Here is a 26,457-nt window from a genome sequence, read left to right as displayed (position 1 = left end):
ATATAATAAAGGCTTCCAGTTTTGGAAGCCTTTGTTTTTAGAATCAGCGACAACAAAAAGCTTAGGTTGTCGGTGATTTACAATCCAGTTTGCGCTGTTTCCGTTCGTGTTTGGTTAGCCAGATTATGGGCACTACAATCATCAAAGTGCCTATAGCCATATAGATATCTGGCATTTCACCAAACCACACTAAACCCACTGCTACCGCACCAATCAAGCCACTGTATTCTGCGCTGGCGATTTTGTTGCTATCGACTGCACGGTAGGTCAAAACACACGTGGCTGCGTAGATCAATATAAACATGCTAGATAAGGCGGCAGTAGGGAAAGCGCTCCAGTCCCACGGTTGCCCTTCTATAGCAACTAAACACAAAGAAGCTGGGATCCCTACTAAATTAGTGACCAACAAAGTTTGGACTACGGATTGCTGCTTAGGCAATTTGCGAATCAAAAGGTTATTAACGGCTATGGATAACGCTACAACTAAAGCGGCCAAGGCGGCAATGTCGATTTGGTCGGGACGAATGATCACGATTACACCAATGAATCCCATTATTGCAGCGGCAATGGTTTGTGAAGAGAGCTTCTCGCCAAAAAATAACGACGCTAGAGGCAACATCATTAGTGGAGCTGCGTAAAAAATAGCGTTTGCGGTCGCCAGCGGCATTGCTGAGATAGCGTAGACCATAAAAATCGCCCCGAAAAGCCAGACATGAGCGCGGACAGCGTGCCATTTTATGCCCTCGTACACGTTATGTGGTCGTGACCAAAGGAAAAAGGGTAGTAAAATCAATACCGCAGATAGCTGTCTAAAAAACACAAACTGAAACACCGCAACCTCGTTACCAACGCTTTTAATGAGGGCATCGGACAGGATCGCAATTTGGTTTCCAAAAACTAGCAGCAACATTGCTACTCCGACAGACATTGGTTTCATGATTTACCCCTGATGAACTTTACCAGAGCATAGGTGATGACATAGGATGAAGTGAAATGATAAATATTTTCTTACTATGAGATATTTAGATAATGAAACTTCCTCCTTTGCGATCAGTACACTGCTTTGAATCCGTTGCCAGAAACTTAAGTTTCTCTGAGGCAGCACAGGAGCTCAATGTGACTCAAAGTGCCATAAGTCATCAAATCCGTGTTCTCGAAGAGTACTTGGGTGAGAGTCTATTTCTACGGCGAGGACGAAAACTGTCTTTAACTGAGACAGGTGAGCGATACCTTGAAGAGATCAGTCCTGCCATTGCAGCCATCGCTAAAGCGAGCCAAAAGGTTCGGGAGGGAGAGCAAGGCTCGATTCGTTTAGCTCTCTATAGCACACTTGCGGTTAAGTGGTTGATCCCAAGGCTTTCAGACTTTAAACGGCGCCATCCCGAGATAGAATTAACGCTCAATATGGTCACCGAAGATCCTAAGCTGTCGGATAGCGTAGGGGATTGCTTTATTACATTAGAGGCTCCTAAAAGCCAATTTGTCGCTAATTTTTTGTACAGTGAAACGCTTTACCCTGTCTGTAGTCATCGTATTTGGAAAGCGATCCAAGGTGCACCTTTGCCTGATGCTTTATGGGAATACCCCATCCTTTCAACAGACTCAGTCTTTCGTGAAAGAGGAAAAGACTGGGTGAAATGGTGTGAAGTGGGGGGCTTTGAATTACCAAACAATCTAGACATACAGCACTTTAGTCATATTTTACTTGCGGTAGAGGCGGCGAAGTATGACCAAGGGATCACCTTCGCTAATGACTACATGATGACGGAAAAAGATAAACAAGATCTTATGGTTATCCCCACACATGGTTTGGAAACTGGAGATAGTTTCTACTTAGTGTATAAAGAAAGTCGTGCAAGACAACCTGAGTTAATTAAATTTGCACAGTGGCTCGCCGAGCAATGCCAGCATGATTAGCGATTTTGAGGAATCACAAGTTCACTGAAACCTGTGGTGGGGTCGTACTCACGAGTAAATACGTTATCGGTGTAGTTGTGGATAATTAGTTCTACTGTCGTGTCGACAATACACCCTTCTAAAAGATGGCCACCGAGCACCTCACCAGTGCGAGTAGCGACTGAGAGGTGTACATGTTGATGTGAAGCCGTGAGTGTCCCCATCACTGATACAATCTCGAAAGAACCCTCTAAAGTGATAGTTTCCTCCGCTCCAGCAAGTCTAAGGGTCGCTTTGGTTAAACAACCGACACAAGAGGCAATGGTACCTGCATTCAGTTCTAGTTGATCGACGACGTCTCTAATAGCCAGCTTTAGATCTGTTCCACGCTGGAGTCGTACTGCAAACGGTAATACTGACATTTTGTTGGATTCCAATTCTAGTGAAAGCTCTATTCTCCGATATCAATGTTAATCTTACATCACAAAATTCATTTCAATTAGAGTAAAAATTCAATCTCCGGTCTATGGTTACAGATCAGCATTCAAAGATGAGTAATAACATGTACCCTTTTTTAAGACTGGCCAAGACCATTTTTCAATCTAATAAGAAGCCAGCCATCAGTTATACCCAACAAGATGAAATCGAATTTCGTTGTCATCCATGGGACATCGATATGTTCATGGAAATGAACAACGGTCGCATTCTTACTCTTTATGATTTGGGACGTACGGCGTTATCGGTCAAGTGTGGATTGATGCGTACTCTCAAACAAAACCGTTGGGGTTTAGTGGTCGCAGGAAGTTCGGTTCGCTATCGCAAGCGCGTGCGTATGTTCGACAAGATCACCATGAAAACCCAGTGTGTTGCCACCGACGATAAATGGTTCTATCTAGAGCAGTCTATGTGGGTGAAAGGACACCCCTGTTCTTCGGTTCTGATTCGTGCAGGGGTCACCTCTAAAAACGGCGTGGTGCCTCCAGAGCAAGTGATTGATGCCGCGGGTGAGAAGCCAATGACAAGTGATATTCCAATGTGGGTGCAAGAGTGGATAGATTCGGAGCAGCATCGTCCGTGGCCGCCAACCGCTTATCAAAGCGCGGATGATTCACAAGTTCAAGTTAGCGAACAGTAAAGGCCAGTCGACGGGCCTTTTTCTATTTAGCTTTTCTATTTAACTGGTCTATTCAGTTATGTGGCGTCGTTTTGATTGTCGGGTGCTGCTCTCTGAAAGGCGTCGAGTTCATTAAGCCTGCCCGCTATTTCATCTATGTTCGGGTAGGCCGACATATCGACCCCAAAGCGCAGTGCGTTGTATACCTGAGGCACTAAGCAGACATCAACAAGACTCACTTCATACCCAACACAATAGATGCCACGAATCGGTGCCAGCTTTTGCTCAAGCGCAGCAAAGCCGGTATTGATCCAATGCTGCATCCAGTGCACCTTATTCCGCTCATCGATATCAAATCGATGATTTAATTGCTGTATTACCCTGAGGTTGTTGATTGGATGTATGTCGATGGCAATGTCTTGCGCTAGCGCTTTGACAAGGTAACGTTGCTTACCCTCGCTGGGTGTCAATTGTGGCCCAGCGTAGTGCTCATCGAGATAATCGATGATAGTCAGCGATTGATTGAGTGTTACTTCACCATCGACCAAAACTGGCACTAGTTCATTGGGATTGAGTGCAGCGTAGTCAGCGGAATGCTGCTGTCCACCTTCTTTGATGAGGTTAACAGGCACCGACTGATACGGAATACCTTTTAGGTTTAGGGCTATTCGTACCCGATAAGCAGCCGATGACCGCCAGTAGTCATATAGAATCAAATCATGACCCTCAATACTTCTCGACCGTTTGCTCAATCGCGCCAAATATGGATTGGCCGCTTTCGTCCAGCATTTCTATTTTGATGCTATCGCCAAAGCGCATGAACGATGTAGTTGGCTGACCATCGCGAATGGTTTCAATCATCCGTCTCTCTGCAATGCATGAATATCCGACGCCACCTTCTTCAATGGATGTGCCGTATTCGGTGCCTTGCTTGTTCGAGACTGTGCCTGAGCCGACGATGCAACCTGCCGACAGCGGTCTGGTTTTCGCAGCATGGGCAACGAGTTCACCAAAGTCGAAGGTCATATCAACACCCGCATTCGGGTGCCCGAATGGTTCGCGGTTGTAGTGCGAAATAAGCGGCAGGTGAACCTTACTGTCATGCCATGATTTGCCAAGTTCATTGGGCGTGACAGCAACAGGTGAAAAGGCCGATGAAGGTTTGGATTGAAAGAACCCGAATCCTTTAGCAAGCTCTCCTGGAATGAGTTCACGCAATGAGACGTCATTAACGAGCATCAGCAGTCGAATGGCGCTGTGTGCTTGTTCAGAACTTGCTCCCATCGGAACGTCATCGGTAATGACCGCTACTTCGCCCTCAAAGTCGATGCCCCACTGTTCGCTTGCCATCACAATAGGTGCGTGCGGTGCCAAAAAGGTGTCTGAGCCGCCTTGATACATCAGTGGGTCGGTCCAAAAGCTCTCTGGTATTTCTGCGCCGCGCGCTTTGCGAACCAGTTCTACGTGATTGACATAAGCCGAGCCATCGGCCCATTGGTAAGCGCGTGGGAGAGGAGACTCGCATTGCGACTGCTCAAACGGCATCGCTTGCAGCAAAATGCCTTGGTTAAGGCCAAGGTAAACTTCGTTGAGAAGAGGCTCAAGTTTTTGCCAATTATCGAGAGCCGCTTGTAGCGTTGGGGCAATTTCAGGCACGGCAATGCATTGGCTGAGATCGCGACTGACGATAACCAACTGGCCATCGCGGGTGTTATTGTTAATTGTTGCTAGTTTCATATCAATTCCCTGCTTTCCAGCTGTAGACGTATTCACGGTTTTCCACCGCCTCGGCTTCGACACTGTGCTCAAGCGCATTGCGCGTATCTATCATTACCGCGACCTCGTCAGTAAAGGTTTTCTTGGCTTCCAGCCCGGCTTTGAATGCTTTTGGGTGAGGGCCGTGTGTGAAGCCGGCGGGGTGGAACGTCATCATGCCCGCTTCGATGTTATCTCGACTGAAGAAGTCCCCTGCGTGGTAAAACAGCACTTCATCGTAGTCATCATTGTTGTGGTAGAACGGAACTTTCAGTGCACCGGGATCGCTCTCAATAGGTCTTGGTACAAAGGTACAGACCACAAACCCATTGCCGACGAACGTGGTATGCGCTGACGGTGGTAGGTGATAGCGATGACTCATCAATGGTCTGATGTCCCGCCAGTTAAGCTTGAGTACCGATAAGTCGCCGTGCCAGCCAATCGCATCCAGTGGGTTAAACGGATAAGTAATGGTGTTTATCTTATTGCCACGCTTGAGTGAGACCGTGGTTTGCTCCTCACTGTATTGTGCTTTAAAACGCTCATTAATCGCTGGTGGTTCAAGCACAGCAGGGTCAAACACCGCGTGTTGGCCTACGATGCCTTTTTCTGGAAGCGCGTAAGCTGAGCCAGTGTTTTCAATCATTAAGATGAACATCGGCGCCTTGGGTTCTAGCCGCCAGTTGGTTGAACGAGGGATCAGCACATAATCGCCTTCTTCAACTTCAAGATGGCCATAGTCACAATAGAGGTCAGCGCTGCCTTGGTGAATAAACAGCAGTTCATCACCATCTCCATTGCGAGCAAGACCCGGCATTTTTTCCGCGAGCTTCCAGACTCGCACTTTACATTCGCGGTTCTCCAGTATGCTTGGGGCAGACCAAGGTGACGCTTGGTGATCAGATTCAACATGATTGAGGTTAAACGCACGAGGCTTGAGTTCACCCTCCCATTCAGACCACCCGGTTGGCGCATGCTGGTGGTGAAAGTGACTGGCAGGACCAAAGAAGCCTTCTCGACCTGCTTCACGCTCATAAATCGCCTCGTCTGGAAAGTCGGCATGAGCCTGCTTCGAATAAGTCCCCTCACGATGAGGGAACGTTGGCCATTTACGCATTATCGGTTACCTCGTTTAAGACGCCGCGACGGATTTGATCTTCTTCAATCGATTCAAACAGCGCTTTAAAGTTACCTTCGCCGAAGCCTTCGTTGCCTTTGCGTTGAATGATTTCAAAGAACACTGGACCAATAACGGTTTGGGTGAAGATTTGAAGTAAGATGCCATCTTTCATCGGTGCGCCATCGACAAGAATCCGCAGTTCTTGCAGACGGCTTACGTCCTCACCATGGCCTTTGACTCGAGAATCGACTTTTTCATAGTAGGTGTCTGGTGTTGGCATAAACTCCATGCCGCGATCGCGTAGTGTTTGCACCGTCTGATAGATATCGTCCGTGGTCAGTGCGATGTGCTGGATACCTTCGCCGTTATACTCACGAATGAACTCTTCGATCTGCGATTTATCGTCAGAAGATTCGTTGATAGGGATGCGGATTTTGCCGCAAGGTGCCGTCATCGCACGGCTAACCAGCCCAGTGAGCTTACCTTCAATATCGAAGTAGCGGATTTCTCGGAAGTTACCGATACGTTCGTAAAAACCGGACCAGACATCCATGTTGCCCTGCTTAACGTTGTGAGTCAGGTGATCAAGCTCGTAGAGACCCACATCTTGCTCGGCCAGGCGTTTTTGCGCATCTGGGTAGAACTTAAAATCCACATCATAAATACTGCCGCTTCCGTAGCGGTCGACAAAGTAAAGTAGGCTCTCACCAATGCCGTAAATAGCGGGAATGCTTAATTCCATAGGTCCTATCTCGGTGACATACTGCTCGCCACCATTTTCTAACGCATGTGCCATCGCTTTGGCCGCATCCTCTACGCGAAACGCCATACCACACACAGATGGACCGTGAATGCGCGCGAACTCTTCTGCTTGGCTGTGTGGCTGCGCGTTGACGATAAAGTTGATGTCTCCTTGACGATATAACCAAGCTTCTTTTGAGCGGTGCTTAGCAATCTCAGCGAACCCTAATGAGTCGAATAGGCGTTTCAGATCGTTAATACCGTCGTCAGTCGCTGCTGTGTATTCAACGAATTCAAAGCCATCGGTTCCAAGAGGGTTGAAGTTGATAGTCATGGTCATTTCCTTTTGATAGTCAAACGGTCTCCTTCGTTGGAAGACCTTGTTGTAGGGTGTTGACTTAAATTTGAGCAAAGTTGAGGGAAAAGGGAATAGGGTCAGTGCGTTAGACAAAAACACAGTTGGCGAATTGGCTGTGTAACAAATTTGCTACAAATTGTTTGGTGTGATCGGGGGTGGGGGTTTTTGTTAATTAAGGTATTGAAATAAAAAGCAAATTAAAGACTCTGTGAAGAGGGGGGGTAGAACAATGGGGTGTAAATGAAGTGTTAAAAAGGTAAAGCCCGTTGTACACCGAAGCCGTTAAGAGGGAACCTTATAAAACTAGGAGCAAGCGCCGAAGGAACAAAAAGTGGAGCCGTTTGTTTGGCTCCACTCCTTTTGTGCTGTTTGTTTGAGTCTCTACGCTAATTTAAGCGCTTCACTGCTCATACGATTCATATAGCTGTTTACCGCAAACGCCAGTCCAGCAACGGCAATCGCCCACAACCAGATAGGTAGCACACCCGTAGATATCGCATAACCAATAGCTGTCGCCGTGATCACGCCAATGAAGCCAGGGATCAGGAAGCTGTGGTTAAGGATATATTTACCAATCTTAGTGGTACCAGAGCGGTCAAAGGTAATCGCTGCCAGATCTGATGGGTAGAATGGAAAGAAGTAGTAAGCGTAACAAGCTGGAAGTACACCAATTAGGACTTCTGCGGGAATGCCTAGTGCAAAACCTAGAGGGAGCATAATGGTCAGCACCGCTGCTTGGCTCTTAAGGAACACAGATGAAACGTACATCGCGATCGCGAAGGTCCAAGGGTGCGATTTCACTACGTCTTCAACTAAGCTGATAATGTAAGGCTTGTTGTAAGCAATGATGGTGTCACTCATCCAAGCAATACCAAAGATGATGATGACCGCACTCATACCAGCGATGAACACGTTGGTGTTGACGATTTTTTTAGGGTCAACATTGGTGGTCAGTAAGATGATAGCACCGACAGAGAGCATCAAGAACTGCAAAGCGGTCGACGTTTTCACGCCATCAGGCAGTAGGCCCAGATCTTTACCAAACATAGCAACGCAAATGACAGTCAAAATACCGAGTAAGAATACGGTTAGGCCGCGTTTTGCAGTTTGACTCTCTTTGATGCCAGCATCACCTGTGCTCGCTTCACTTGTGTCGATAAGTTGCGCTTTGAATTGTGGGTCTTTCATACGCTCCAGAAACTCTGGATCGTCATTCAAATCTTTACCACGCTTTAAGCTCCAAGTCGCAGCAATCAATACGCCCGTTAATGTCGCTGGAATAGTGACCATTAACACTTGACCCAAAGAGATGTCTAGGTGGTTGGTCGCTGCCGTGGCCATGACTACAGCGGCAGCGGCAGCGATAGGGCTAGCTGTGATACCCATTTGAGATGCGACTGTCGCAATAGCCATAGGACGCTCAGGGCGAATACCACGCTTAATACTGACGTCATAAATAACAGGAAGCAGTGGATACACCGAGTGTCCCGTGCCGACCATCACAGTGAGTGAATAGGTACACAATGGTCCTAGGAAGACCACTTTAGATGGGTGCTTACGAAGCAACTTTTCAGCGTATTGGACGAGTAGTTTTAGACCGCCTGTTGCTTCAAGTGTTGCTGATGCCGCAACCACCGCAAGAATAATGAGCATAACGCCAATGGGCGGCGTTCCGGGAGCAATACCAAAGAAGAAACTAAGAATAGAAACGCCGAGACCGCCTAACAAACCGAAGGCGATACCGCCGTAGCGAATACCTACAAAAATGACTGCCAGAAGCAGTAGCATGTGAACATAAAACATAACAACTCCTTTTTATAGCGACAGAGTTATTATTCGTCCGTATGCAGTTCGAAATACTGATCTAGATACGGAAAAGCTTGTAAACTTGAATGGGTGTGTAAAATTGTACACAGGGTCACATTGTTGCGAGTGAGATCAATATGTGACTGAAATGAAACAAAAAGCGGAGCATTTCTGCTCCGCTTTGTGCTTTAGGCTACGCTATCTTTATCGGTATCTTCGGCACCAATAAAGCCGCCCGTTTGGTGCGCCCAGAGCTGAGCATAGACTCCGCCGTGAGCAACCAACTCTTTGTGGCTGCCTTGCTCGATGACTTCACCTTTATCGAGAACAATCAGGCGATCCATAGCCGCTATGGTTGATAGTCGGTGCGCGATGGCGATAACCGTTTTACCTTCCATCAGCTCATTTAAGCTCTCTTGAATCGCGGCCTCTACTTCTGAATCCAGCGCTGATGTTGCTTCATCAAGGATCAGGATAGGGGCGTTTTTCAACAGCACTCGTGAGATGGCAATACGTTGACGCTGTCCACCGGAGAGCTTGACACCGCGCTCGCCGACTTGCGCATCGTAACCCTTATTACCGAACGGGTCGGTCAAGGTTTCGATAAACTCATGAGCATGCGCCTGCTTGGTTGCAGCAAGTAACTCTTCTTCGGTGGCATCTGGCTTACCATAGAGGATGTTGTCACGAATTGAGCGATGCAGCAGAGAGGTATCCTGTGTCACCATACCGATTTTACTGCGTAGCGAGTCTTGAGTGACTTTCGAGATGGATTGACCATCAATTCGAATGTTACCGCCCTCAACATCGTGAAAACGCAGCAGTAGATTCACTAGTGTTGATTTACCTGCACCTGAACGTCCGACCAGACCAACTTTCTCGCCCGGTTTGATGTTGAGATTCAAGTTACTGATGACCCCTTTGTTTTCACCATAGTGGAAGCTCACGTCATCAAAATCAATGCTGCCTTTTTCAACGACAATTGGCTTGGCATCTTTTTCATCTTTGATATCAATAGGCTTAGAAAGAGTCTTCATACCATCAACAACGGTACCCATGTTTTCAAACAGGGCACCGACTTCCCACATGATCCACATCGACATACCGTTGATACGCAATGCAAGACCAATGGCAATCGCGATAGCGCCGACAGTAATCGCGCCATCCATCCACAAGTAGATAGAGATAGAAGTGACGGTAAACAGTAACACGTAGTTGGTAAATTCAACCGCGACATCAAAACCTGTCACAAGGCGCATTTGGCGATAAACCGTATCCAAGAATCCCTTCATGCCTTTCTCTGCATACTCGGTTTCACGATCGGTGTGAGAGAACAGCTTTACGGTAGAGATATTGGTGTAGCTATCCACAATGCGCCCGGTCATCGTAGAGCGTGCGTCCGCTTGTTCTGTCGCGACTTTCTTCAGTTTTGGTACGAAGTAAATCTGAATGCCAATATAAGCACATAACCAAACCAGCATTGGCATCATCAAACGCCAATCAGCAGCAGCTAGCATCACCAAAATTGAGGTGAAGTACACTAAGACGTATACGAACACGTCTGCTGTTTTCATCACCGTTTCACGCACCGCTAAAGACGTTTGCATCACCTTGGTCGCGATACGCCCAGCAAAATCATCTTGATAGAAAGAGAGACTCTGCTTGAGTAAATAGCGGTGTGCCTGCCAGCGGATGGCCATTGGGTAGTTGCCAAGCAGTGTTTGGTGTACGAGCAGTGAAGCTATCAGCAATATGGTTGGCAACACCACTAGAACACAAAAACCTACCCAAAACAGGGTGTGGCCGTTTTCGGATAAAAAGGTTTGGGGATCGCTGGCCGTTAGCCAGTCGACGATCTGTCCCATAAATCCGAACAGCATCACCTCTGCGATAGCGATGATGGTCGAAAATAGTGACATTAAAATGATCGGCTTTTCAAAGCCGCGAGTGTAGTAGCGGCAGAAAGCGAGTATGCCCTCTGGCGGCTTCTCCGGATCTTGCTTTGGAAAAGCTTCTGTAAATTTTTCAAAGCGTTTGTACATGGTTCACCTAACAACGTTGGAAAGACTCTTTGTAATCAATTGACTGCATATTTGGTCGTATTTCAAAGAGTCAAAAAATCCTCCTATCCAAAGATAAGAGTAGATATTCACAAGTAGCGGTTGACGAGTTGATGTGCAACTGTGCAGAAGATACTTGTGAGTCAGAGTTATGATTTTGATTTTACATGGCGAATGTTCCGTTTCGCGGGATAGAACGTGTGCAAGAGATCTGATGAATCAGACTTAGTAAGTGTATAGCTTTTAACCAATACTCACAACTGCTGCCATACATAACCCCGTGATTTTATTGAACTGTCGGAATAATAATCCACAAAATGGTGCAATTTTTTCATTGCTGCGTAGTTTTTGTGCAGTAAAACTTCCTGAATTACTGTCATCAATCAGTCAATTTTACGGTTTAATCTGTGATTAAATCCTGCATTCAGTAAATTAATATTTAACACACTATTTACAATTTAAGAACCTAAGCAAGATAACAAACAAAACAACAATACGTTGCTAACAACGATGACTTTCAAGCGATAACTAGTGAAGTGGGATGCTTATGAATCATGGAATGACTGCATCTGTCGAGACGACGATTTCTGCTCGTGTCGGCCGTTCGATTCAAAATGCCAATTGTGTGGTGATGGTACCGCCAAAAGAGTTCGGTTTTAATGCAGAGACTGCGGCCGATAATGAATTTCAGCACCAAGTTGCTCTTGACGCCAGAGCTGTCAAAGCCAAAGCGATGGCGGAGTTTAAGGCTATGGTTGCTGGCCTGCGTAAATCCGGTGTGCAGGTTATCGAGTTTGACTACCCGCTAGATGGTGAAGAAACGCCAGACGCCGTATTTCCCAATAACTGGTTTAGTACCACCCATGATGGGGCGTTTTACACCTTTCCGATGGCATGTAAAAACCGCCAGAGAGAAGTACGCCCACAAGCCTTGATTGATAGCCTCAATGCCGCAGGGCGTCATGTGGTTGCCACTGACAATTTGTTGAGCTACGTGGAGCAAGGGGCATTTTTGGAAAGTACTGGTGTAATGGTCAAAGATCACATCAATAAGACCATTTATGCAGCACTATCGCAGCGGTGTGAGCGCGAAGCGTTGGAAGATTATGCCAAGCGAATTGGTTATCACCGCGTGGTCTCATTCCAGACCGCTTTGCCATCGGGTCACCCGATCTACCATACCAACGTCATGATGGCGATTGGCGAGCACTTTGCGGTTATTTGCTCAGAAGTGATCCCCGAATATGAGCGTCGTTTTGTTATCAAGTCACTCGCAAATAGTAAGCAAGTGATTGATATCAGCTTAGATCAGGTGAATCACTTTTGTGGCAACATTTTACAGCTGGCGACGGTGAATGGCGGCAAAGTGATCGCGATGTCGAAATCGGCATTTGATGCCTTTACTCTCGCTCAAAAGCAACAACTTGCAACACATGGGAAATTACTGCCATTTGATGTTTCTACCATAGAAAGTATTGGCGGTGGCAGCGTGCGATGTATGCTGGGAGAAGTGTTTTTACCAACACGAACGACTGAGCTTTAACCAAAAGCAAGCAGCCCGCCTAATTGGGTTGTTTGCTACTTCATCTTTTCAATGTCCTGACCAGTTAACCAAAGCGATACTGGTTGACGGTCTTTACTCTCTTATTGAGTCGGAACTCAGATAAATTGGACTTTTTCTACTTAACTTTTAGACTGCTAATTATGTTAGCGAAAGGGCAGGATGCCCATAAAAAGTTAAGGATATCAATTGAGTAAACTTATCGCTTACCTAGTCGTTATACTTGGGGTTCTGATAGCAAGCTATCACCCCAAAGAAGTGGAAGCTATTATCGGCTTCGATGCTTTTAATAATGTACGCATGATGATGCGTGAAATGGAAGCGGGCTTTGAGCGTGTGATAAGAGTGCTACAGTCGTTATGATGGCAAGCTTATCAATCATGTAGTGCTTTATTTGTGAAGTACGGTAGGTCGAATACCAAAGCAGTAGCCGGCGTTTGGTGTTCGTTTTTAAATTCAACGAAGTCTTGCGACTCAATGCTTGCGCCATCGCCCTCGCCAAGTCGTGTTCCGCTGACCTGAAGCTTCCCTTTTACTTGGTGTATATAAAGCTTACGGCCAGGCTTTATCTCATACTTGAGCGAAGAGTTAGGTTCCAAAATGAGCTGATGAAGCTCAGCGTTTTGTTTTATGTGCAAGCTTCCTGCACGGCCATTTGGTGTGGCAATTGGAGTTAATCCACTCTCTTGTCCGAAATCTTTCTGCTGATAACCCGGCTTTTTACCAAACTCATTTGGCTGTATCCATATTTGTAAAAAGCGTAATGTCTCTGAGTTTGAGCCGTTGTATTCACTATGATAGATGCCGCTTCCCGCCGACATCAATTGGAACTCTCCTGCCGGTAGCGTTTGCACGTTACCTTCGCTATCTTTGTGCTCAATGGTTCCCTCAAGCACATAACTGATGATTTCCATATCACGGTGACCATGTGTGTCGAAACCTGCGCTGGCTTGCACAACATCATCGTTAATCACACGTAAGGCAGAGAAACCCATATACTCAGGGTCATAGTAGCTGCCAAATGAAAAGCTATGCTTGCTATCTAGCCAGCCAAAATCGGCTCGACCTCGGTCTTGTGAATGTCTGACAGTGATCATAGTGAGTCTCCCTTGCTTCTAATTCTTTATGTTTTCGACTTTCGAGCTGCTTACTCTGTGTCATTGAGGTTTAGTTTAGGCGGGCGATAGCCAGCAATGAATAGGAGTAATTTGAATGGGTCGGTCAACTATTTTGAAGAACGACCTCGAACGAAAAAGAAGGATAGTTAGGAATGAAACCACGTCAGATAGGACAGGCTTACGATACGATCACTCATATGTGGCAAAGCGAGGGCTTCAATCGCGAGAATGGTATTTCAGCCCACAAGCGCGCTCTTGATTTTGCTAAGGCAAAAGGTAGTGCATTGGATATTGGCTGTGGTTGTACCGGGCGATTTATCGATTTACTTGAGGAAAATGGATTCGTACCAGAAGGTCTAGATATCTCGACCAAGATGATCGCGCTTGCCAAAGAACGTCATCCGGATGCGACTTTTCATTACCAAGACATATGCGAAGGTAAGCTGCCTTCCAAGTACGATTTTATTACCGCTTGGGATAGCATCTGGCATATCCCTTTGGAGCAACAAGTTCCAGTGTTGACCAAAATCGTAGATAGTCTGAATGCTGGTGGCGTGTTTATCTTTTCATTCGGTGGTACTAACGAGGCTGGCGAGCATACCGATCATTTTATGGGCCCCGAGGTTTACTACTCTTCTTTTGGGACAAATGGGTTCTTAAAACTGTTTATGGAGCTTGGCTGTATCATTCGTCATTTAGAGTTTGATCAGCATCCAGAGTTACATACTTATCTGATAGTCGAGAAAGGTCTCTAACATGTTAGAGCACGTTTAAAAGACAAGAGACAGCCATAATAGGTGCCTTTGCTGGCGATTCACCTAGGATGTCTCAACCTCCAGATTCACTCTGACTTTAACCGGTAGAACTGGGTAAGTATTAGTCAGCGCTCTATGGAAAGCTTGCTGGTGAGGCTAGGCACTAATTTTCACGTAGCCAGCGACTCATTTTGGGGTAACCGCCGAGGGTGCCTTGAGGCTCACACATTAGCCAGTAAGATAGCAGCGGGTGACCAAATCCCCCTTGGTTCTCAAAGGCATCGATGAGTGACTCTGAAGCGCCTTTATAGCCTTGTTGATGGAACACAACTTCGGGTGATAAGCCAATGTAGTTTAATGCAGCCCATGACCAGGCTATAGCGGCCATTTCTTCTCCACCTTTGTGTCCGATAGATTTTGCATCTCCACAGAATTTTAAACGTTTTAAGCGAGTTGTCACGGCGATGTGGCCTGCTTCATGGAGTAAATCCCCTGGGTGCTTTAGTTTCTGTCTATCGATAACAAGTGCGCCGTGTTTGACTTCGATACCAGGAAGGAATGTGCTTGAGTTGACATTGCCGAATGACCAAGAAATCCCTATCTCATTGAAGAAATTAACTATTTTATCTAATGAATCATTAATGTTCTGAGATTGAGTCAAGTGGTTATGGTGCCTCATACATGGTTGCTTGCAAAAAATGTAGATAATTCGTTGATTGTATTAGCTCTAACGAGAATTGTTAGTTTTGGAGTTGTGAACAAAGGAAAATCGAGAACAAGTTCACAGGGTCGGCGCATTATCTGGCAAAATTTCCATGTGCAACTATATGTATCCCATTCAATCTAATATGGATGGGACAGTGCGTGACAACACCAAAACCTTTAGGCCAACTAACACCAAAGGCCGGAATCATTGCCAACACCAAGTTACTACTTAATAGAGACTGTAATATTGGACGTGACCACGAAATTACACGTGAATTATCACAGTTGTATGCCAAGGTAGGAGGTATTTCCTCAGATGAAAACATCAATGACTGGGATAATGTTGAGCTAGATAGTGGGGTCGCAATTAATCCAATACAAGCGGCAAAATGTTTGGAGGAAACTCTGCGCACACAAATGTTTATTAAAGGTATTTACCAGTGCTTGCTTGAAAAGTTGTCTCAGAAACACACTGTGAATGTTGTTTACGCGGGCACCGGTCCATATGGCTGTTTGTTGTTGCCCCTTCTAGCTTTGATGCCGAATGCACCTATTCGAGTAAGCTTGATTGATATTCATAAAGACAACACGGAGTCAATTCAACGTATTGTTGAACACCTTGGAATTGGTCATCAGATAACCTCAATTGAGTGTGCAGATGCGACAACGTGGTCACCAAAGAGTTCAGTGCAGTTTGATATTGTAATATCAGAAACCATGACCGCATTACTTGGAAGGGAGCCGCAGGTGGCGATTTTTGCACATTTACAACAGTTTTTAGCGGATGATGGAGTATTGATCCCCGAAAAAGTGTCCCTTTCTGCTGTCTTAGTGCCATATGAAAGCGCCAATTTGCCTGATATCCCGTTAGGTCAGTTTTTCGAGTTGAATAGAGAGCTGGTGAGGAGTCTGGCCAAAGGGCATCAGGATGGTTTCACTGGCGAGATTGTCTTGCCGCGTTCATTCTCAAGTATTGACTACCAACATCTCTCTTTTCGCACCGACATACAGATTTACCGAGCACACTGGTTAACGTTCGGTCAGTGCAGTCTGAATTTATCGATCGACTATGCGGGCTTAAAACTTGAACCTGGTGGGAGTATAAAATTTTGTTACAGAATGACGGCGTTGCCAAAATTTGAGTTTACGTTTCCGGTTGAGTCCATGTCGTCTGTTTTACCAGAAAAAACAGAACTAGGGGCGATAGCTGTACAGGGTATTAAGCGCTTTTGGCATAGAGCGAGATTGATACGTGACGGCCGTCATGGAGAGGCGTTTGTTGAGCGCGAGATACTGACGGATATCGCGCTACTAGAGAAATTTGATGTTAGTTATCACCTAGCGCTGAGCTATGTTTGTGAATATCAGCCATCATTTGACGAGTTTGAGGCTTGGTTACTTTATACCAAAGAGTCGAATTCATCTTTTCTCACTTCTAGAGCTTGAACTAAGACCAAGCGCCAAAACAAGTTTACGGATGGCTCCATTTATTCAGTGTGATATCTGTCACAATTGGCGCAAGTGGCTCTTAATCTGCTTCTCTTGTCGGCATGTTACTGGACTTTAGATGTATACAATTCATAAATTAATACTAAAGTTTAGCTAGTAAAGGGACTTCATACCATAAAATCAGAGCTTCTAAGGTCGATTAGAAGTAGTGAACCCACCTCATTCACCACATTTCACGATGAAAAACACAAAAAACAAAAGTTGACTCCTGCCAATCAGAGACTATAACTCTAATGCATAAGGTTTAATAGTGTCCATGTGCACTAATGCCTTCGACTAGGTGTGCTTTTTACTCTGTACTCAGTTGGAAATCAAGGATGAGAATTGTACTCAGATGGATTTGTTTGCGCGTTTGCCTTTTGGCGTCGATAACACTGAGCTTAAAAGAGAGTGTGAAAAACTACCCGCAGAGGGCTGGTCAGCACATGTCAATCAAAATGCTTACCATGGATGTTGGGATGTTATGCCGCTTAGGGTTGCCGCTCAACATGTTGACTCACATAAGGTTTTACAGTGCTTTGCCATTGAGCAAGCAGATGTATGGGTCGATCTACCGAGGCTTGAAAATCTTCCGCTCATTGCATCGGTGTTGAAGTGGATAGACACGCCGTTGCAGTCAGTTCGGCTTATGCGCTTGCACTCGAAATCAATCATTTTGCCACATAGAGATGCAGGGCTATGCCATGAATATGGCGCAGCGAGGCTGCATCTTCCCATTAAAGGCGCTGAGCAGGTGAAGTTCTTGGTTGACGGTCATCAAGTCCCTATGGAGGCGGGGCAGCTTTGGTACGTTAACGCGAATGAGATTCATCAAGTTGAGAACTTTGGCTCAGTGGAAAGGATTCATTTGGTTATCGATTGTGAGGTTAATGATTGGCTAAGGCGTCAGATCTCACAAGCACAAGTAAGAGGTGTTCAATGTGATGAGGGAGCGCCTGAGTATTCATCGCTTTAGAAATGGATTGCGATAGAAATGGATAACAACGTAAGGAAAAACGACTTGGAGTCACGAAAAGAACATGGGCGTTTAGCTCAGCAACCAGAGATGAAGAAAGCACTGAAGAAACCAATCCAAGCGGTCTCCTCAACGACATGGGATCAATTCGACTACAAGCAAGTTCAAGGAAAGCTTGATCAGCAAATTCGCGAACAATTGGCAGGCCAATGTCTATCTCAGGTGCCTCAGACGACCGCTAGAATAGCTCATGAAGCGGTTGATTCTATGCTTAAATCTGAACCAGCCAGTAAGATCGCTCAAAAACTGGATGAGCTCTACCAACGCTTTCAGGTCATCTTTGAAAACCTCGATGTAAGTATCGATCTCAGGACGCGACAGTATATATCGGCGACGGGGTTGGTGATGTCTCCAGAGCACTGTTTGACCACTATAAAAGATACATATCGTGTTGCGGCGTTTACTCGAGGTATTGAGCAAGCGATCTCTGAACGACTCTCCTTAATGAGCACGCCCTCACCAATACATCTTGTTTATCCAGCCTGTGGCCCACTAGCCCCTTTGGTTTTGCCACTTCTTAGTTATTTTCGTCAGCAGAGCAGCGTAACCAGTGAGCAGTTGAAGGTTACTCTTATTGATATTCAGCCTGGTGCGGTGAAAATGTTGAATGCGGCTGTTGAAGAGTTGGAGGTCGAAGACTTTATTAAGGAAATTAGACTTTTAGATGCACTTGATTATCAACCAGAGGGTGACATCGATATTTTAGTGTTGGAGGCGATGCAGCACGGTTTTACCCGAGAAGCGCACTTACCAATAGCAAAGCACTTTGCCGATATAATGTCTCAAGACTCCGTTATGATTCCTGAGTCGATCTCAATTCGCGCTTTATTGGCGATACCACAGCTGGAATTTTGCGAGCAATGGGATAGAGATCTTTCAGCGGATGAGCAATTGGAAAGACAGATTCATGTTCGTACAAAGCGGACAGATGTTGGTGAAGTTGCAAACATCAACTTAGATTTTTTGAAACGTATGCAGTGGCGGGAGTTAGATAACAACACTAAAGTGGCTGCGTGCAATCGGCTTAACATACCAGAGCTTGCGGAAAATGCGACTAAGCAGACGTTGTTAGTCATGGCGGAGTTAACCACCTTTTCTGATGAACATCTCACACAATATCAATCAGGTATCACACACCCTCTGCCAGATTTACATGCGTGCATAAATTTTGTGCCGGCTGAAGAACAAGAGGGTGATGTGCTACTGAGCTCGGGGGATAGCGTGCGTTTTTATTACCGAGTTAATGGTATGCCCGGGTTCTTAGTAGTACCTCAAGAGGAGGCGCATGATGCAAACGACTAAGTTAGTCATCTTTGCTTCTAGCTCATTTGCTTTGCCTTCTATTGAACTGCTTTTGCAAGCGGGGTATTTAGGTGGTGTCATTTTGCCTGATCCAGCGGAGGTTGATGAGCAGGCTCTACAGGTGCAGCAGTTGGCGGCGTTATTGCAACACAACAAGGTTCCTTACCATTTTTGCTGTGCAGCTAAATTGCCTGAATTATCTCGGGAGTTTGATCGCTGGCAAGCTCGGGCAGCTGTTCTAGCAACCTTTCCATATCTTATACCGAGTGATTTATTGGCTTATTTCGATTTGGGTGTCTACAACATCCATGGCTCTGCCTTGCCATATTACAAGGGGGCTGCTCCTGTGTATTGGCAAATTCGCAATCAAGAACGTGAAGCTGCCGTTACATTGCACTGTGTCACTAGCGAGTTAGACAGCGGTAATATTGTTGTGCAGCAACCCATCTCCATTGCCCCCTGCATTACAGGGCTGGGACTTAGCAATCAAATGTCTCAAGTATCGAGTCAAATCGTTTTAGCTTTGGCACAGCGTCTGGAAACAACGGGTAAAGCTGAGCTTGGAGTGCCGCAAGCAAACAGCTCAAGTCTTACCAATGTGCCCCAATCAGTGAATGGCAATCAAAGTAAAGCCACTGTCGAAGCACAGAGCCGAATATGGGCACCAAAGCCCACAAAGCGCAATTCCGATATTGATTTAAACCTGATTCGTTCTGACGAGTTAGCTGCATTATGCCGAGCGAGCGCTGGGACGGCATTTCCAGTGGAACTGTTCGCTGAGAAAGTATGTTTCCAACTAATAGAGGCAAATGAATCAGATACATTAGTACATGGTTGTAAGGCGGGAACAATCCTCGCCATTGGGCTACAAGACGGGTTGGTGATGGCTTTGAACGGAGAAGCTGTGCGTTTAAGCGTTGTTGCTTGTGATGACGGCGTATACAGCGGCGTAAATTTTGCCCGACGATTCCAAATAAGCATTGGAATGCTTATTCGTGTTCCATCACATTACAAAGGGAAATGATAAATGGATGGTCAATACCTTGGCGCAATACAAAGTGTAGGTTTTCAATTTGCCCCTAGAGGTTTTGCTGTAGCACAAGGTCAGTTGCTCGCTATCAGTGAGTTTAATGCCTTGTTTGCTTTAATTGGTACCTTTTTTGGTGGTGATGGTCGCACTTCTTTTAGGGTTCCAGATCTTCGTGGACGCACTCCAATTGGGATGGGGCAAGGCCCTGGGCTCCCTTACTACTCGATAGGTGAGAGAGATGGTGTTCCAGAGAGAGTTTTATCTATCCTAGAGCTTCCGACACACACTCATAATGCAACGTTTTCACCAATAAGCTCTCCGGGTGGTTCAGCATTAAATGTTGAACTACATGCAACGACCGCAGAAGGTAACTCAGCCACACCTATGGTAGGTGCATATTTAGCACAGGCTAAACCTCCATCCGGAGGTAAGGATCAGCCAGAGATGATCTATACCTCAGATCCGTCGTCAGGCAGCATAGTACCACTAGGGGGCGTAACGGTCACAGGTAGTGGGGGCGGTATTACTGGTGGTACCGTGACCAATGACACTGCTGGTGGTTCTCTCCCTTTTTCTATGTACCAACCTTCTTTAGCTGTGAATTTTATTCTCTGCATAGAAGGATTGTTCCCCTCTAGAAACTGATCGCACCAACTCAAGGATTCGTCTATGGACAATCAGTATATCGGAATGATCCAAGCCGCTGGCTTTAACTTTATTCCACGACAATTTTATTCAGCTCAAGGTGGACACGTTTCCATCTCGAATGATCAAGCGCTCTTTTCATTATTGGGTACCACCTTTGGTGGAGATGGCAGGGTCAGTTTTCAGCTCCCCGATCTGCGCGGTACAGCGCCTGTTGGCTGGGGGGGCTCTCCGTCGACCTCGTTTTTTCCTCGCATTGGTATACAGGGTGGTTCTGCAGTTCAAACTCTAACACAGGCTCATATGCCTCAACATACACACACAGCGACATTTAATCCGATTGGTGGTGGAGCAAGTACGCCTATTTCCGTGACAATAGAAGCGACAACGGCGGTTGGTACTTCAGAAACGCCTTCAACTGGTGCTTATTTAGCCCAAGCGAAACCTCCATCAGGAGGCAAGGATCAACCAGAGCTCATTTACTCATCAAACCCAGGTGATGTCGTTAAGTTAGGAGGAATTGAAGTGAGTGGCGGTAGTGGCGGTATCACGGGGGGAACAGTGACGAACTCAGCCACAGGGCAGTCGAATTCATTCTCCATGTATCAACCCTCACTTGCTGTGAATTATTTGATTTGTTCAGATGGTACGTACCCGTCACGTAATTGAGGGTGAAGAGTTTTATGAGCACCGTACATTTTATATCTGGTTTGCCTCGTTCAGGTTCGACGCTACTGGCAGGCATATTGCGTCAAAATCATCAGTTTCATGCTGCTATGAGCAGCCCTGTTGCTAACTTGATCCAAGGTAGTTTGGAGCAAATGGGAACGGGGACCGAGTTCGCAAGTTTCTTCGACGACACGAAAAGACAATCAATTTGTCGAGCGCTGTTCGACAGCTACTACGAAGAGCAAAGTGACAAACAGGTCATTTTTGATACCAATCGCCATTGGACGGCTCGCCTTCACCAGTTAGTGGAGATGTTTGGCGATTTTAAAGTGATTTGCTGTGTTCGCAATCCAGCTTGGATCATGGACAGCTTTGAAGTGATTTACCGAAAGAACCCCTTTGAATACAGCCGGATGTATTCAGCACAATCGCGTCAAACTGTTTATACGCGATGTGACGCGATTGCGAATGTCAGTGGTGCCATGGGCAGTGCATGGACGGCGTTAAAAGAGGCTTATTATAGCGAGCATTCCCATCGGCTGCTGCTCTTGGATTACGATTTACTGACTCAGCATCCTCAACGCAGTATGCAGCTCGTCTACGACTTTCTTGGTCTACCAACTTTTAGACACGATTTTGACGACGTGGAGTATCAAGCTGGCGAGTTTGACGCCCATTTGGGGGTATCAGGGCTCCATACTGTTAAGAAGAAAGTCCAGTTCACACCAAGACGCAGCATTTTACCACCGGATCTATTTCAGCAGTATAGCGATATGGCCTTTTGGAATGACAATACCGGTACTGAGGCAAGTATTATAGCGCCGCGTAAGTTAGCGGATTAAAACATACGGAATTGGAGTGAAGCACAATGAATAGTGCAATGCGAACGTTGGCAGCCTTGTGTGTTCCATTGGGGGCGTTCACAGGAAATGCACAAGCAAGCGGCAGTTATCAAAGTCGATTCATTTATGGTTACATGAATAGTGGCAATCGTGGTCGGCAAGCAAACTATCTCATGTCAAAGGTTTCGACCTGGCAGCAAACAGATAGTTCGTCGCGAATATCGCATGAAAGCCACCTCCTTCCTAAGTCAAATCTTCGCTCAATAAATGAATTGTTACCTCATGAAGACGATGCGCAGGGTAAGCGTTTGATGAGCAGCAAAACCCTGTGGGCACAACAGCAAGACATTCCATCGGACTCTCTTGAGCTGCTGGCATCGCAATTCTCTCCGTTACAGTTGCCCCCTGAAACGGACAGAGAGATATCGGTTAACCATGCTGATGAACATTTGGTGCTGAGTAGCGGCTTAGCTATTCGCGAACTCGTCATTATTGATGCCAACGTGCCAGATAAACATCTTTTCTACCAACAACTCAAACCTGGCGTAGACATCGTAGAGTTTGTGTCAGACGAAGATGGACTCGCTCAACTAACGGCAACCTTGCAGCAATACCATAATCTAGAAGCATTGCATATCGTGTCTCACGGTGAAGACGGGACGCTATTACTCGGAAATAGCAAGGTAGATAGAGCTGCGCTAGAAAATAATCTCCATGTTCTGGCGGTGATGGACAGTGCTTTAGTTGATGGTGCCGATGTCATGTTGTACGGCTGTGATGTCGCTAAAACTTCTGAGGGTGAAGAGTTTCTCGAGCTGCTATCAAAGAGGGCTAATGTTGATGTTGCCGCCTCGAATGATCTCACTGGTCATCGTTCAGACGGGGGAGATTGGGAACTGGAGGTTCGTACTGGTGATTTGGCGGTGACGCAGCTATTTGATGCTAAATCGCTTAGCCGTTTCACTGCTGTGTTGTCTAGTGAGGAGTACACTAGTGCGAGCTTTTGTAACGCTGCTTGCGTATCTTCGAAATCGACGCATACCTCTAGTGATAATAAGCTACAACTGAGTGGTTCTGCTGATGTGTATGCATATACGGGTTTGATATACTTGGATGCTGACGGGCAAACTTCCGGCTCGCTCACCGTCACGGCGAATTCCACTTACCTTGATACATTTCGATTAACTGGACTGGAGTTTCAATCTTATGGTGCGCAAAACCTTTGTAGCAGTGTTTCTGTAACGGGGTATTATGCGGGAGGGGCGAGTTCGACAAGCCCAGTTTCTTTACCAGCGAATGAGACTAAGTCTGTCGATGTCTCTGAGATATCGAACTTAAACTTAAGCTCATTTAAAATAGACTACAGTGGCTGCAACAATGTTTTGTTTAACAACCTGGTTAAAATTTCTACAGCAGATCACGTGCTCCCATCAAGTAATTCTGCGCCGACATTATCCAATACGCCTACCGATATTTCGGTTAGGCAAAGTTTAGCTTCAAATGTTGATCTAAGTGCGGCCACTGTGGCAGACGGAGATGGGGATACGATTACTCTAACGTTGGCAGCTTCGACGGGTACTTTCACCGCGAGTTCTGCTGGCGGGGTGACTGCGAGCCCAAATGGAAGCTCAGCGGGAACGATCACGTTGAGCGGGACATCAGCAAACTTAAATACCTATTTAGATACAGCCAGTAATATTCAGTACACCAGCCCTGCCAACGTTAGCGGTGATAATGCCGCCTCTTTTACCTTGAAAGCAAATGATGGTACTGATGATTCGACGATCTCAACGGTTTATTTAGACGTTACGACCAATACTGCACCAACGGCGAGTAATGTTAGCTTTAGTGGGACACTGCAAGTCGGACAGTTACTTACTGGTAGCTATGACTATGCTGACGCTGAGTCTGATACAGAAAGTGGCACTACTTATAAGTGGTATACCAGTGAAAATACTTCTGGCGCAAATAAGGCTGCGATAACAGGGGCGACGTCAAGTACTTATACATTAACGGCGGATGAGTTAGGTAAGTACATCAGCTTTGAGGTGACCCCAAGTGATGCCCAAACAGCGGGGATTGCGGTCGAAAGCTCCATTAATAACACGGCAGTGGTGACCGATAACGTATCACCTAGTTTCAATGATGGTACAAGCGTATCTCTCGTTATCACAGAGGATGATAGTTTAGTTGCAATTAACGACCTACTTGATGTGAGTGATACGAGTAACGGGCAAACGCTCACTTGGTCTGTAACGTCAGCACCGTCAAAAGGAAGCTTGAGCGGCTTCACGACGACAGCGAGTTCAGGTTCGACCAATATTACACCAACCAATTTAACTTATACTCCGACAGCAAATGTATCAGGGAGTGACAGTTTCACGATTCAGGTGAGTGATGGCGTTGGTGGAACGGCTTCTATTACGGTAAATGTCACTATAACTCCTGAGAATGATGCACCAATAGCAAGTAATGTGGCGTTTAGCGGTATTTTGAAAGTTGGTGAGTTACTAACGGGAAGTTATAGTTATTCGGATATTGAGTCCGATGCTGAAAGTGGCACTACTTTCAAGTGGTATGCGAGTGACAATGTCTCTGGGGCAAATAAAACAGCGATTAGTGGTGCAACAAGCAGCACGTATACACTAACAACCAGTGAACTGGACAAATATATCAGTTTTGAGGTGACGCCTAACGATGGTGCTGCGTTTGGCTCGTCTGTGGAAAGTTCGATTAATGGGACAGCCGTAGCTACGGACAATGTTGCTCCAAGTTTTAATGGTGGCGAGACAAATAGTTTAGTTATATCCGAAGATGCAAGCTCGACCGCTATTAATAATTTGCTTTCTGTGAGTGATACCAGTGCTGGTCAAACTCTAACATGGTCGGTTGTAGCTGCTCCAACCAAAGGCAGCGTCAGTGGCTTTAATGCTACAGAGAACTCTGGAACAAACGCGATTACGCCTTCCGGTTTAACCTATACACCTTCTTACAATGAAACAGGTAGTGACAGCTTTACAGTTCAAGTCTCGGACGGTGCCGGAGGCAGTGACAGCATTACAGTCAATGTGACTATCAGTGCGGTTAATGATTCGCCGACTTTGACGGCAACCAGTCAGAATCCAACATTTACAGAAGGAAATAGCTCGGTTACTTTGTTCAGTACTGCTGAGGCCGATACTATTGAGGCTAGTCAACAAATTTATGGACTGACCCTGACCGTGACTAATGTGACTGATGGTGTTAGCGAAAAGCTTACTATTGATGGTACATCTGTCGTACTGGAGAATGGTGAAAGTGGCACTACGAGCGGACATAGTCTTAACTATTCGGTGTCTTTGGCGGGGACTACGGCGACAGTAAGTTTAACCGGAGGCTCTCTAAGTGTTAGCGAACTGCAGACGCTTGTTGACAGCATCAGTTATGAAAACACAGATAACGCACCTAGTACGACGAATCGCATTGTCACTATTACCGAAATATCAGAAACCGGAACTGAAAATCTAAGTACTAACCTATCTATAGCTTCTACTGTCAGTGTCGAGGGAGTGAATGATGCCCCGACTATTACTATTGCGTCTACTTTATCTACCGATGAAGACAACAACCAAACGCTCAGCTTCAGCTACAGCGATGTGGATGGCGATACGGTCACCGCAACGGAGAAATCCGCACCAAGCCATGGTGCGATAGTCATCAACGGCACGGACATCGTCTACACGCCGACGGCCAACTACAACGGTAATGACAGCTTCACCATTACCTTGACCGATGGCAGCGGCTATACGGTGGATAAAACCATCACCGTAACGGTCTCAAGCGTGAACGATGAACCAAGTATCACGGTGGCGTCGACCCTCACCACCGATGAAGACCACAACCAAACGCTCAGCTTCAGCTACAGCGATGTGGATGGCGATACGGTGACAGCAGCGGAGAAATCCGCACCAAGTCATGGCGAGATAGCCATCAACGGCACGGACATCGTCTACACGCCAACCGCCAACTACAACGGTAATGACAGCTTCACCATTACCTTGACCGATGGCAGCGGCTATACGGTGGATAAAACCATCACTGTGACGGTCTCCAGCGTGAACGATGAGCCGAGCATCACGGTGGCGTCGACCCTCACCACCGATGAAGACAACAACCAAACGCTCAGCTTCAGCTACAGCGATGTCGATGGCGATACGGTGACCGCAACCGAGAAGTCAGCGCCGAGTCATGGTGCGATAGTCATCAACGGCACGGATATCGTCTACACGCCAACGGCCAACTACAACGGCAGCGATAGCTTCACCATTACCTTGACCGATGGCAGCGGCTACACGGTGGATAAAACCATCACCGTGACGGTCTCAAGCGTGAACGATGAGCCGAGTATCACAGTGGCGTCGACCCTCACCACCGATGAAGACAACAACCAAACGCTCAGCTTCAGCTACAGCGATGT

Annotated in this window: 23 protein-coding genes; 13 read left to right on the top strand and 10 right to left on the bottom strand. The window is 46.3% G+C overall.

Going from position 1 to position 26,457, the window contains the following annotated elements:
• Positions 1-61: 61 nt before the first annotated feature.
• Positions 62-937, bottom strand: coding sequence for a DMT family transporter (locus L4C42_RS18345; RefSeq protein ID WP_353498767.1), 876 nt, complete (start codon positions 935-937; stop codon positions 62-64).
• 92 nt (positions 938-1,029) lie between these two features.
• Between L4C42_RS18345 and L4C42_RS18340 the strand changes: the two genes are divergently transcribed.
• Positions 1,030-1,917 (top strand): LysR substrate-binding domain-containing protein, encoded by an 888-nt coding sequence (locus L4C42_RS18340; protein ID WP_353498768.1) that lies wholly within the window; start codon positions 1,030-1,032, stop codon positions 1,915-1,917.
• On the opposite strand, the gene L4C42_RS18335 is transcribed toward L4C42_RS18340, so the two are convergent.
• Positions 1,914-2,318, bottom strand: a complete 405-nt coding sequence (locus L4C42_RS18335; RefSeq protein ID WP_353498769.1) for a PPC domain-containing DNA-binding protein — start codon at positions 2,316-2,318, stop codon at positions 1,914-1,916. The genes L4C42_RS18340 and L4C42_RS18335 overlap by 4 nt on opposite strands.
• Before the next feature lie 140 nt (positions 2,319-2,458).
• Between L4C42_RS18335 and L4C42_RS18330 the strand changes: the two genes are divergently transcribed.
• Positions 2,459-3,031, top strand: coding sequence for an acyl-CoA thioesterase (locus L4C42_RS18330; protein WP_367357782.1), 573 nt, complete (start codon positions 2,459-2,461; stop codon positions 3,029-3,031).
• Positions 3,032-3,087: 56 nt separating this feature from the next.
• On the opposite strand, the gene maiA is transcribed toward L4C42_RS18330, so the two are convergent.
• From maiA to L4C42_RS18300, 6 genes are all read right to left on the bottom strand, one after another.
• Positions 3,088-3,726 carry a maleylacetoacetate isomerase gene (gene maiA, locus L4C42_RS18325; protein ID WP_353498771.1) on the bottom strand — a complete coding sequence of 213 codons (639 nt, stop codon included), beginning with the start codon at positions 3,724-3,726 and terminating at the stop codon, positions 3,088-3,090.
• 10 nt (positions 3,727-3,736) lie between these two features.
• Complete coding sequence (locus L4C42_RS18320) at positions 3,737-4,747, bottom strand: fumarylacetoacetate hydrolase family protein (RefSeq protein WP_353498772.1); 1,011 nt, start codon at positions 4,745-4,747, stop codon at positions 3,737-3,739.
• A 1-nt stretch (position 4,748) separates the two neighbouring features.
• Positions 4,749-5,882 (bottom strand): homogentisate 1,2-dioxygenase, encoded by a 1,134-nt coding sequence (locus tag L4C42_RS18315; protein WP_353498773.1) that lies wholly within the window; start codon positions 5,880-5,882, stop codon positions 4,749-4,751.
• Positions 5,875-6,960 carry a 4-hydroxyphenylpyruvate dioxygenase gene (hppD, locus tag L4C42_RS18310; protein ID WP_353498774.1) on the bottom strand — a complete coding sequence of 362 codons (1,086 nt, stop codon included), beginning with the start codon at positions 6,958-6,960 and terminating at the stop codon, positions 5,875-5,877. The genes L4C42_RS18315 and hppD overlap by 8 nt, the downstream gene beginning before the upstream one ends.
• A gap of 405 nt (positions 6,961-7,365) precedes the next feature.
• Complete coding sequence (locus L4C42_RS18305) at positions 7,366-8,787, bottom strand: anaerobic C4-dicarboxylate transporter (RefSeq protein WP_353498775.1); 1,422 nt, start codon at positions 8,785-8,787, stop codon at positions 7,366-7,368.
• A gap of 191 nt (positions 8,788-8,978) precedes the next feature.
• Positions 8,979-10,832 (bottom strand): ABC transporter ATP-binding protein, encoded by a 1,854-nt coding sequence (locus L4C42_RS18300; protein ID WP_353498776.1) that lies wholly within the window; start codon positions 10,830-10,832, stop codon positions 8,979-8,981.
• Positions 10,833-11,409: 577 nt separating this feature from the next.
• Here L4C42_RS18300 and L4C42_RS18295 point away from each other — a divergent pair.
• Both L4C42_RS18295 and L4C42_RS18290 read left to right on the top strand, forming a co-directional pair.
• Positions 11,410-12,393: an arginine deiminase-related protein gene (locus tag L4C42_RS18295; RefSeq protein WP_418642644.1), complete on the top strand. Its 984-nt coding sequence runs from the start codon at positions 11,410-11,412 to the stop codon at positions 12,391-12,393.
• 207 nt (positions 12,394-12,600) lie between these two features.
• Positions 12,601-12,774: a hypothetical protein gene (locus tag L4C42_RS18290; RefSeq protein WP_353498778.1), complete on the top strand. Its 174-nt coding sequence runs from the start codon at positions 12,601-12,603 to the stop codon at positions 12,772-12,774.
• Between the two features lie 11 nt (positions 12,775-12,785).
• Here L4C42_RS18290 and L4C42_RS18285 read toward each other — a convergent pair whose 3' ends face one another.
• The gene (locus L4C42_RS18285) at positions 12,786-13,508 is read right to left on the bottom strand and encodes a pirin family protein (RefSeq protein ID WP_418642642.1); all 723 of its coding nucleotides are present in this window, start codon (positions 13,506-13,508) and stop codon (positions 12,786-12,788) included.
• Between the two features lie 173 nt (positions 13,509-13,681).
• On the opposite strand from L4C42_RS18285, the gene L4C42_RS18280 reads away from it, so the two are divergent.
• On the top strand, positions 13,682-14,284 hold the full coding sequence (locus L4C42_RS18280; protein ID WP_429761578.1) for a class I SAM-dependent methyltransferase: 603 nt from the start codon (positions 13,682-13,684) through the stop codon (positions 14,282-14,284).
• A gap of 163 nt (positions 14,285-14,447) precedes the next feature.
• Here the strand turns inward: L4C42_RS18280 and L4C42_RS18275 are convergent, their stop codons facing one another.
• A complete protein-coding gene (locus L4C42_RS18275) occupies positions 14,448-14,963 on the bottom strand; it encodes a hypothetical protein (protein WP_353498781.1) in 516 nt (171 codons plus the stop codon).
• Positions 14,964-15,148: 185 nt separating this feature from the next.
• Here L4C42_RS18275 and L4C42_RS18270 point away from each other — a divergent pair, with 185 nt between their 5' ends.
• The 8 genes from L4C42_RS18270 to L4C42_RS18235 form a co-directional block, all read left to right on the top strand.
• On the top strand, positions 15,149-16,435 hold the full coding sequence (locus L4C42_RS18270) for an SAM-dependent methyltransferase (RefSeq protein WP_429761576.1): 1,287 nt from the start codon (positions 15,149-15,151) through the stop codon (positions 16,433-16,435).
• A 397-nt stretch (positions 16,436-16,832) separates the two neighbouring features.
• The gene (locus L4C42_RS18265; RefSeq protein WP_353498783.1) at positions 16,833-17,453 is read left to right on the top strand and encodes an aspartyl/asparaginyl beta-hydroxylase domain-containing protein; all 621 of its coding nucleotides are present in this window, start codon (positions 16,833-16,835) and stop codon (positions 17,451-17,453) included.
• Positions 17,454-17,498: 45 nt separating this feature from the next.
• The gene (locus L4C42_RS18260; RefSeq protein WP_429761574.1) at positions 17,499-18,815 is read left to right on the top strand and encodes an SAM-dependent methyltransferase; all 1,317 of its coding nucleotides are present in this window, start codon (positions 17,499-17,501) and stop codon (positions 18,813-18,815) included.
• Complete coding sequence (locus L4C42_RS18255; protein ID WP_429761572.1) at positions 18,799-19,839, top strand: formyltransferase family protein; 1,041 nt, start codon at positions 18,799-18,801, stop codon at positions 19,837-19,839. The genes L4C42_RS18260 and L4C42_RS18255 overlap by 17 nt, the downstream gene beginning before the upstream one ends.
• Positions 19,840-19,842: 3 nt before the next feature.
• On the top strand, positions 19,843-20,490 hold the full coding sequence (locus L4C42_RS18250) for a phage tail protein (RefSeq protein WP_353498786.1): 648 nt from the start codon (positions 19,843-19,845) through the stop codon (positions 20,488-20,490).
• Between the two features lie 24 nt (positions 20,491-20,514).
• Positions 20,515-21,159 carry a phage tail protein gene (locus L4C42_RS18245; protein ID WP_429761570.1) on the top strand — a complete coding sequence of 215 codons (645 nt, stop codon included), beginning with the start codon at positions 20,515-20,517 and terminating at the stop codon, positions 21,157-21,159.
• Positions 21,160-21,173: 14 nt separating this feature from the next.
• Positions 21,174-22,001 carry a sulfotransferase gene (locus L4C42_RS18240; RefSeq protein ID WP_353498788.1) on the top strand — a complete coding sequence of 276 codons (828 nt, stop codon included), beginning with the start codon at positions 21,174-21,176 and terminating at the stop codon, positions 21,999-22,001.
• Between the two features lie 26 nt (positions 22,002-22,027).
• Positions 22,028-26,457: tandem-95 repeat protein (locus tag L4C42_RS18235; RefSeq protein WP_429761568.1), on the top strand; the 4,430-nt coding region annotated here is incomplete at its 3' end.

It is taken from the genome of Vibrio wakamikoensis, assembly GCF_050337275.1.
Lineage (GTDB): Bacteria > Pseudomonadota > Gammaproteobacteria > Enterobacterales > Vibrionaceae > Vibrio > Vibrio chaetopteri.
The sequence above is the reverse complement of the archived record's forward strand: the minus strand, read 5'-3'. Positions and strand labels throughout refer to the sequence as shown.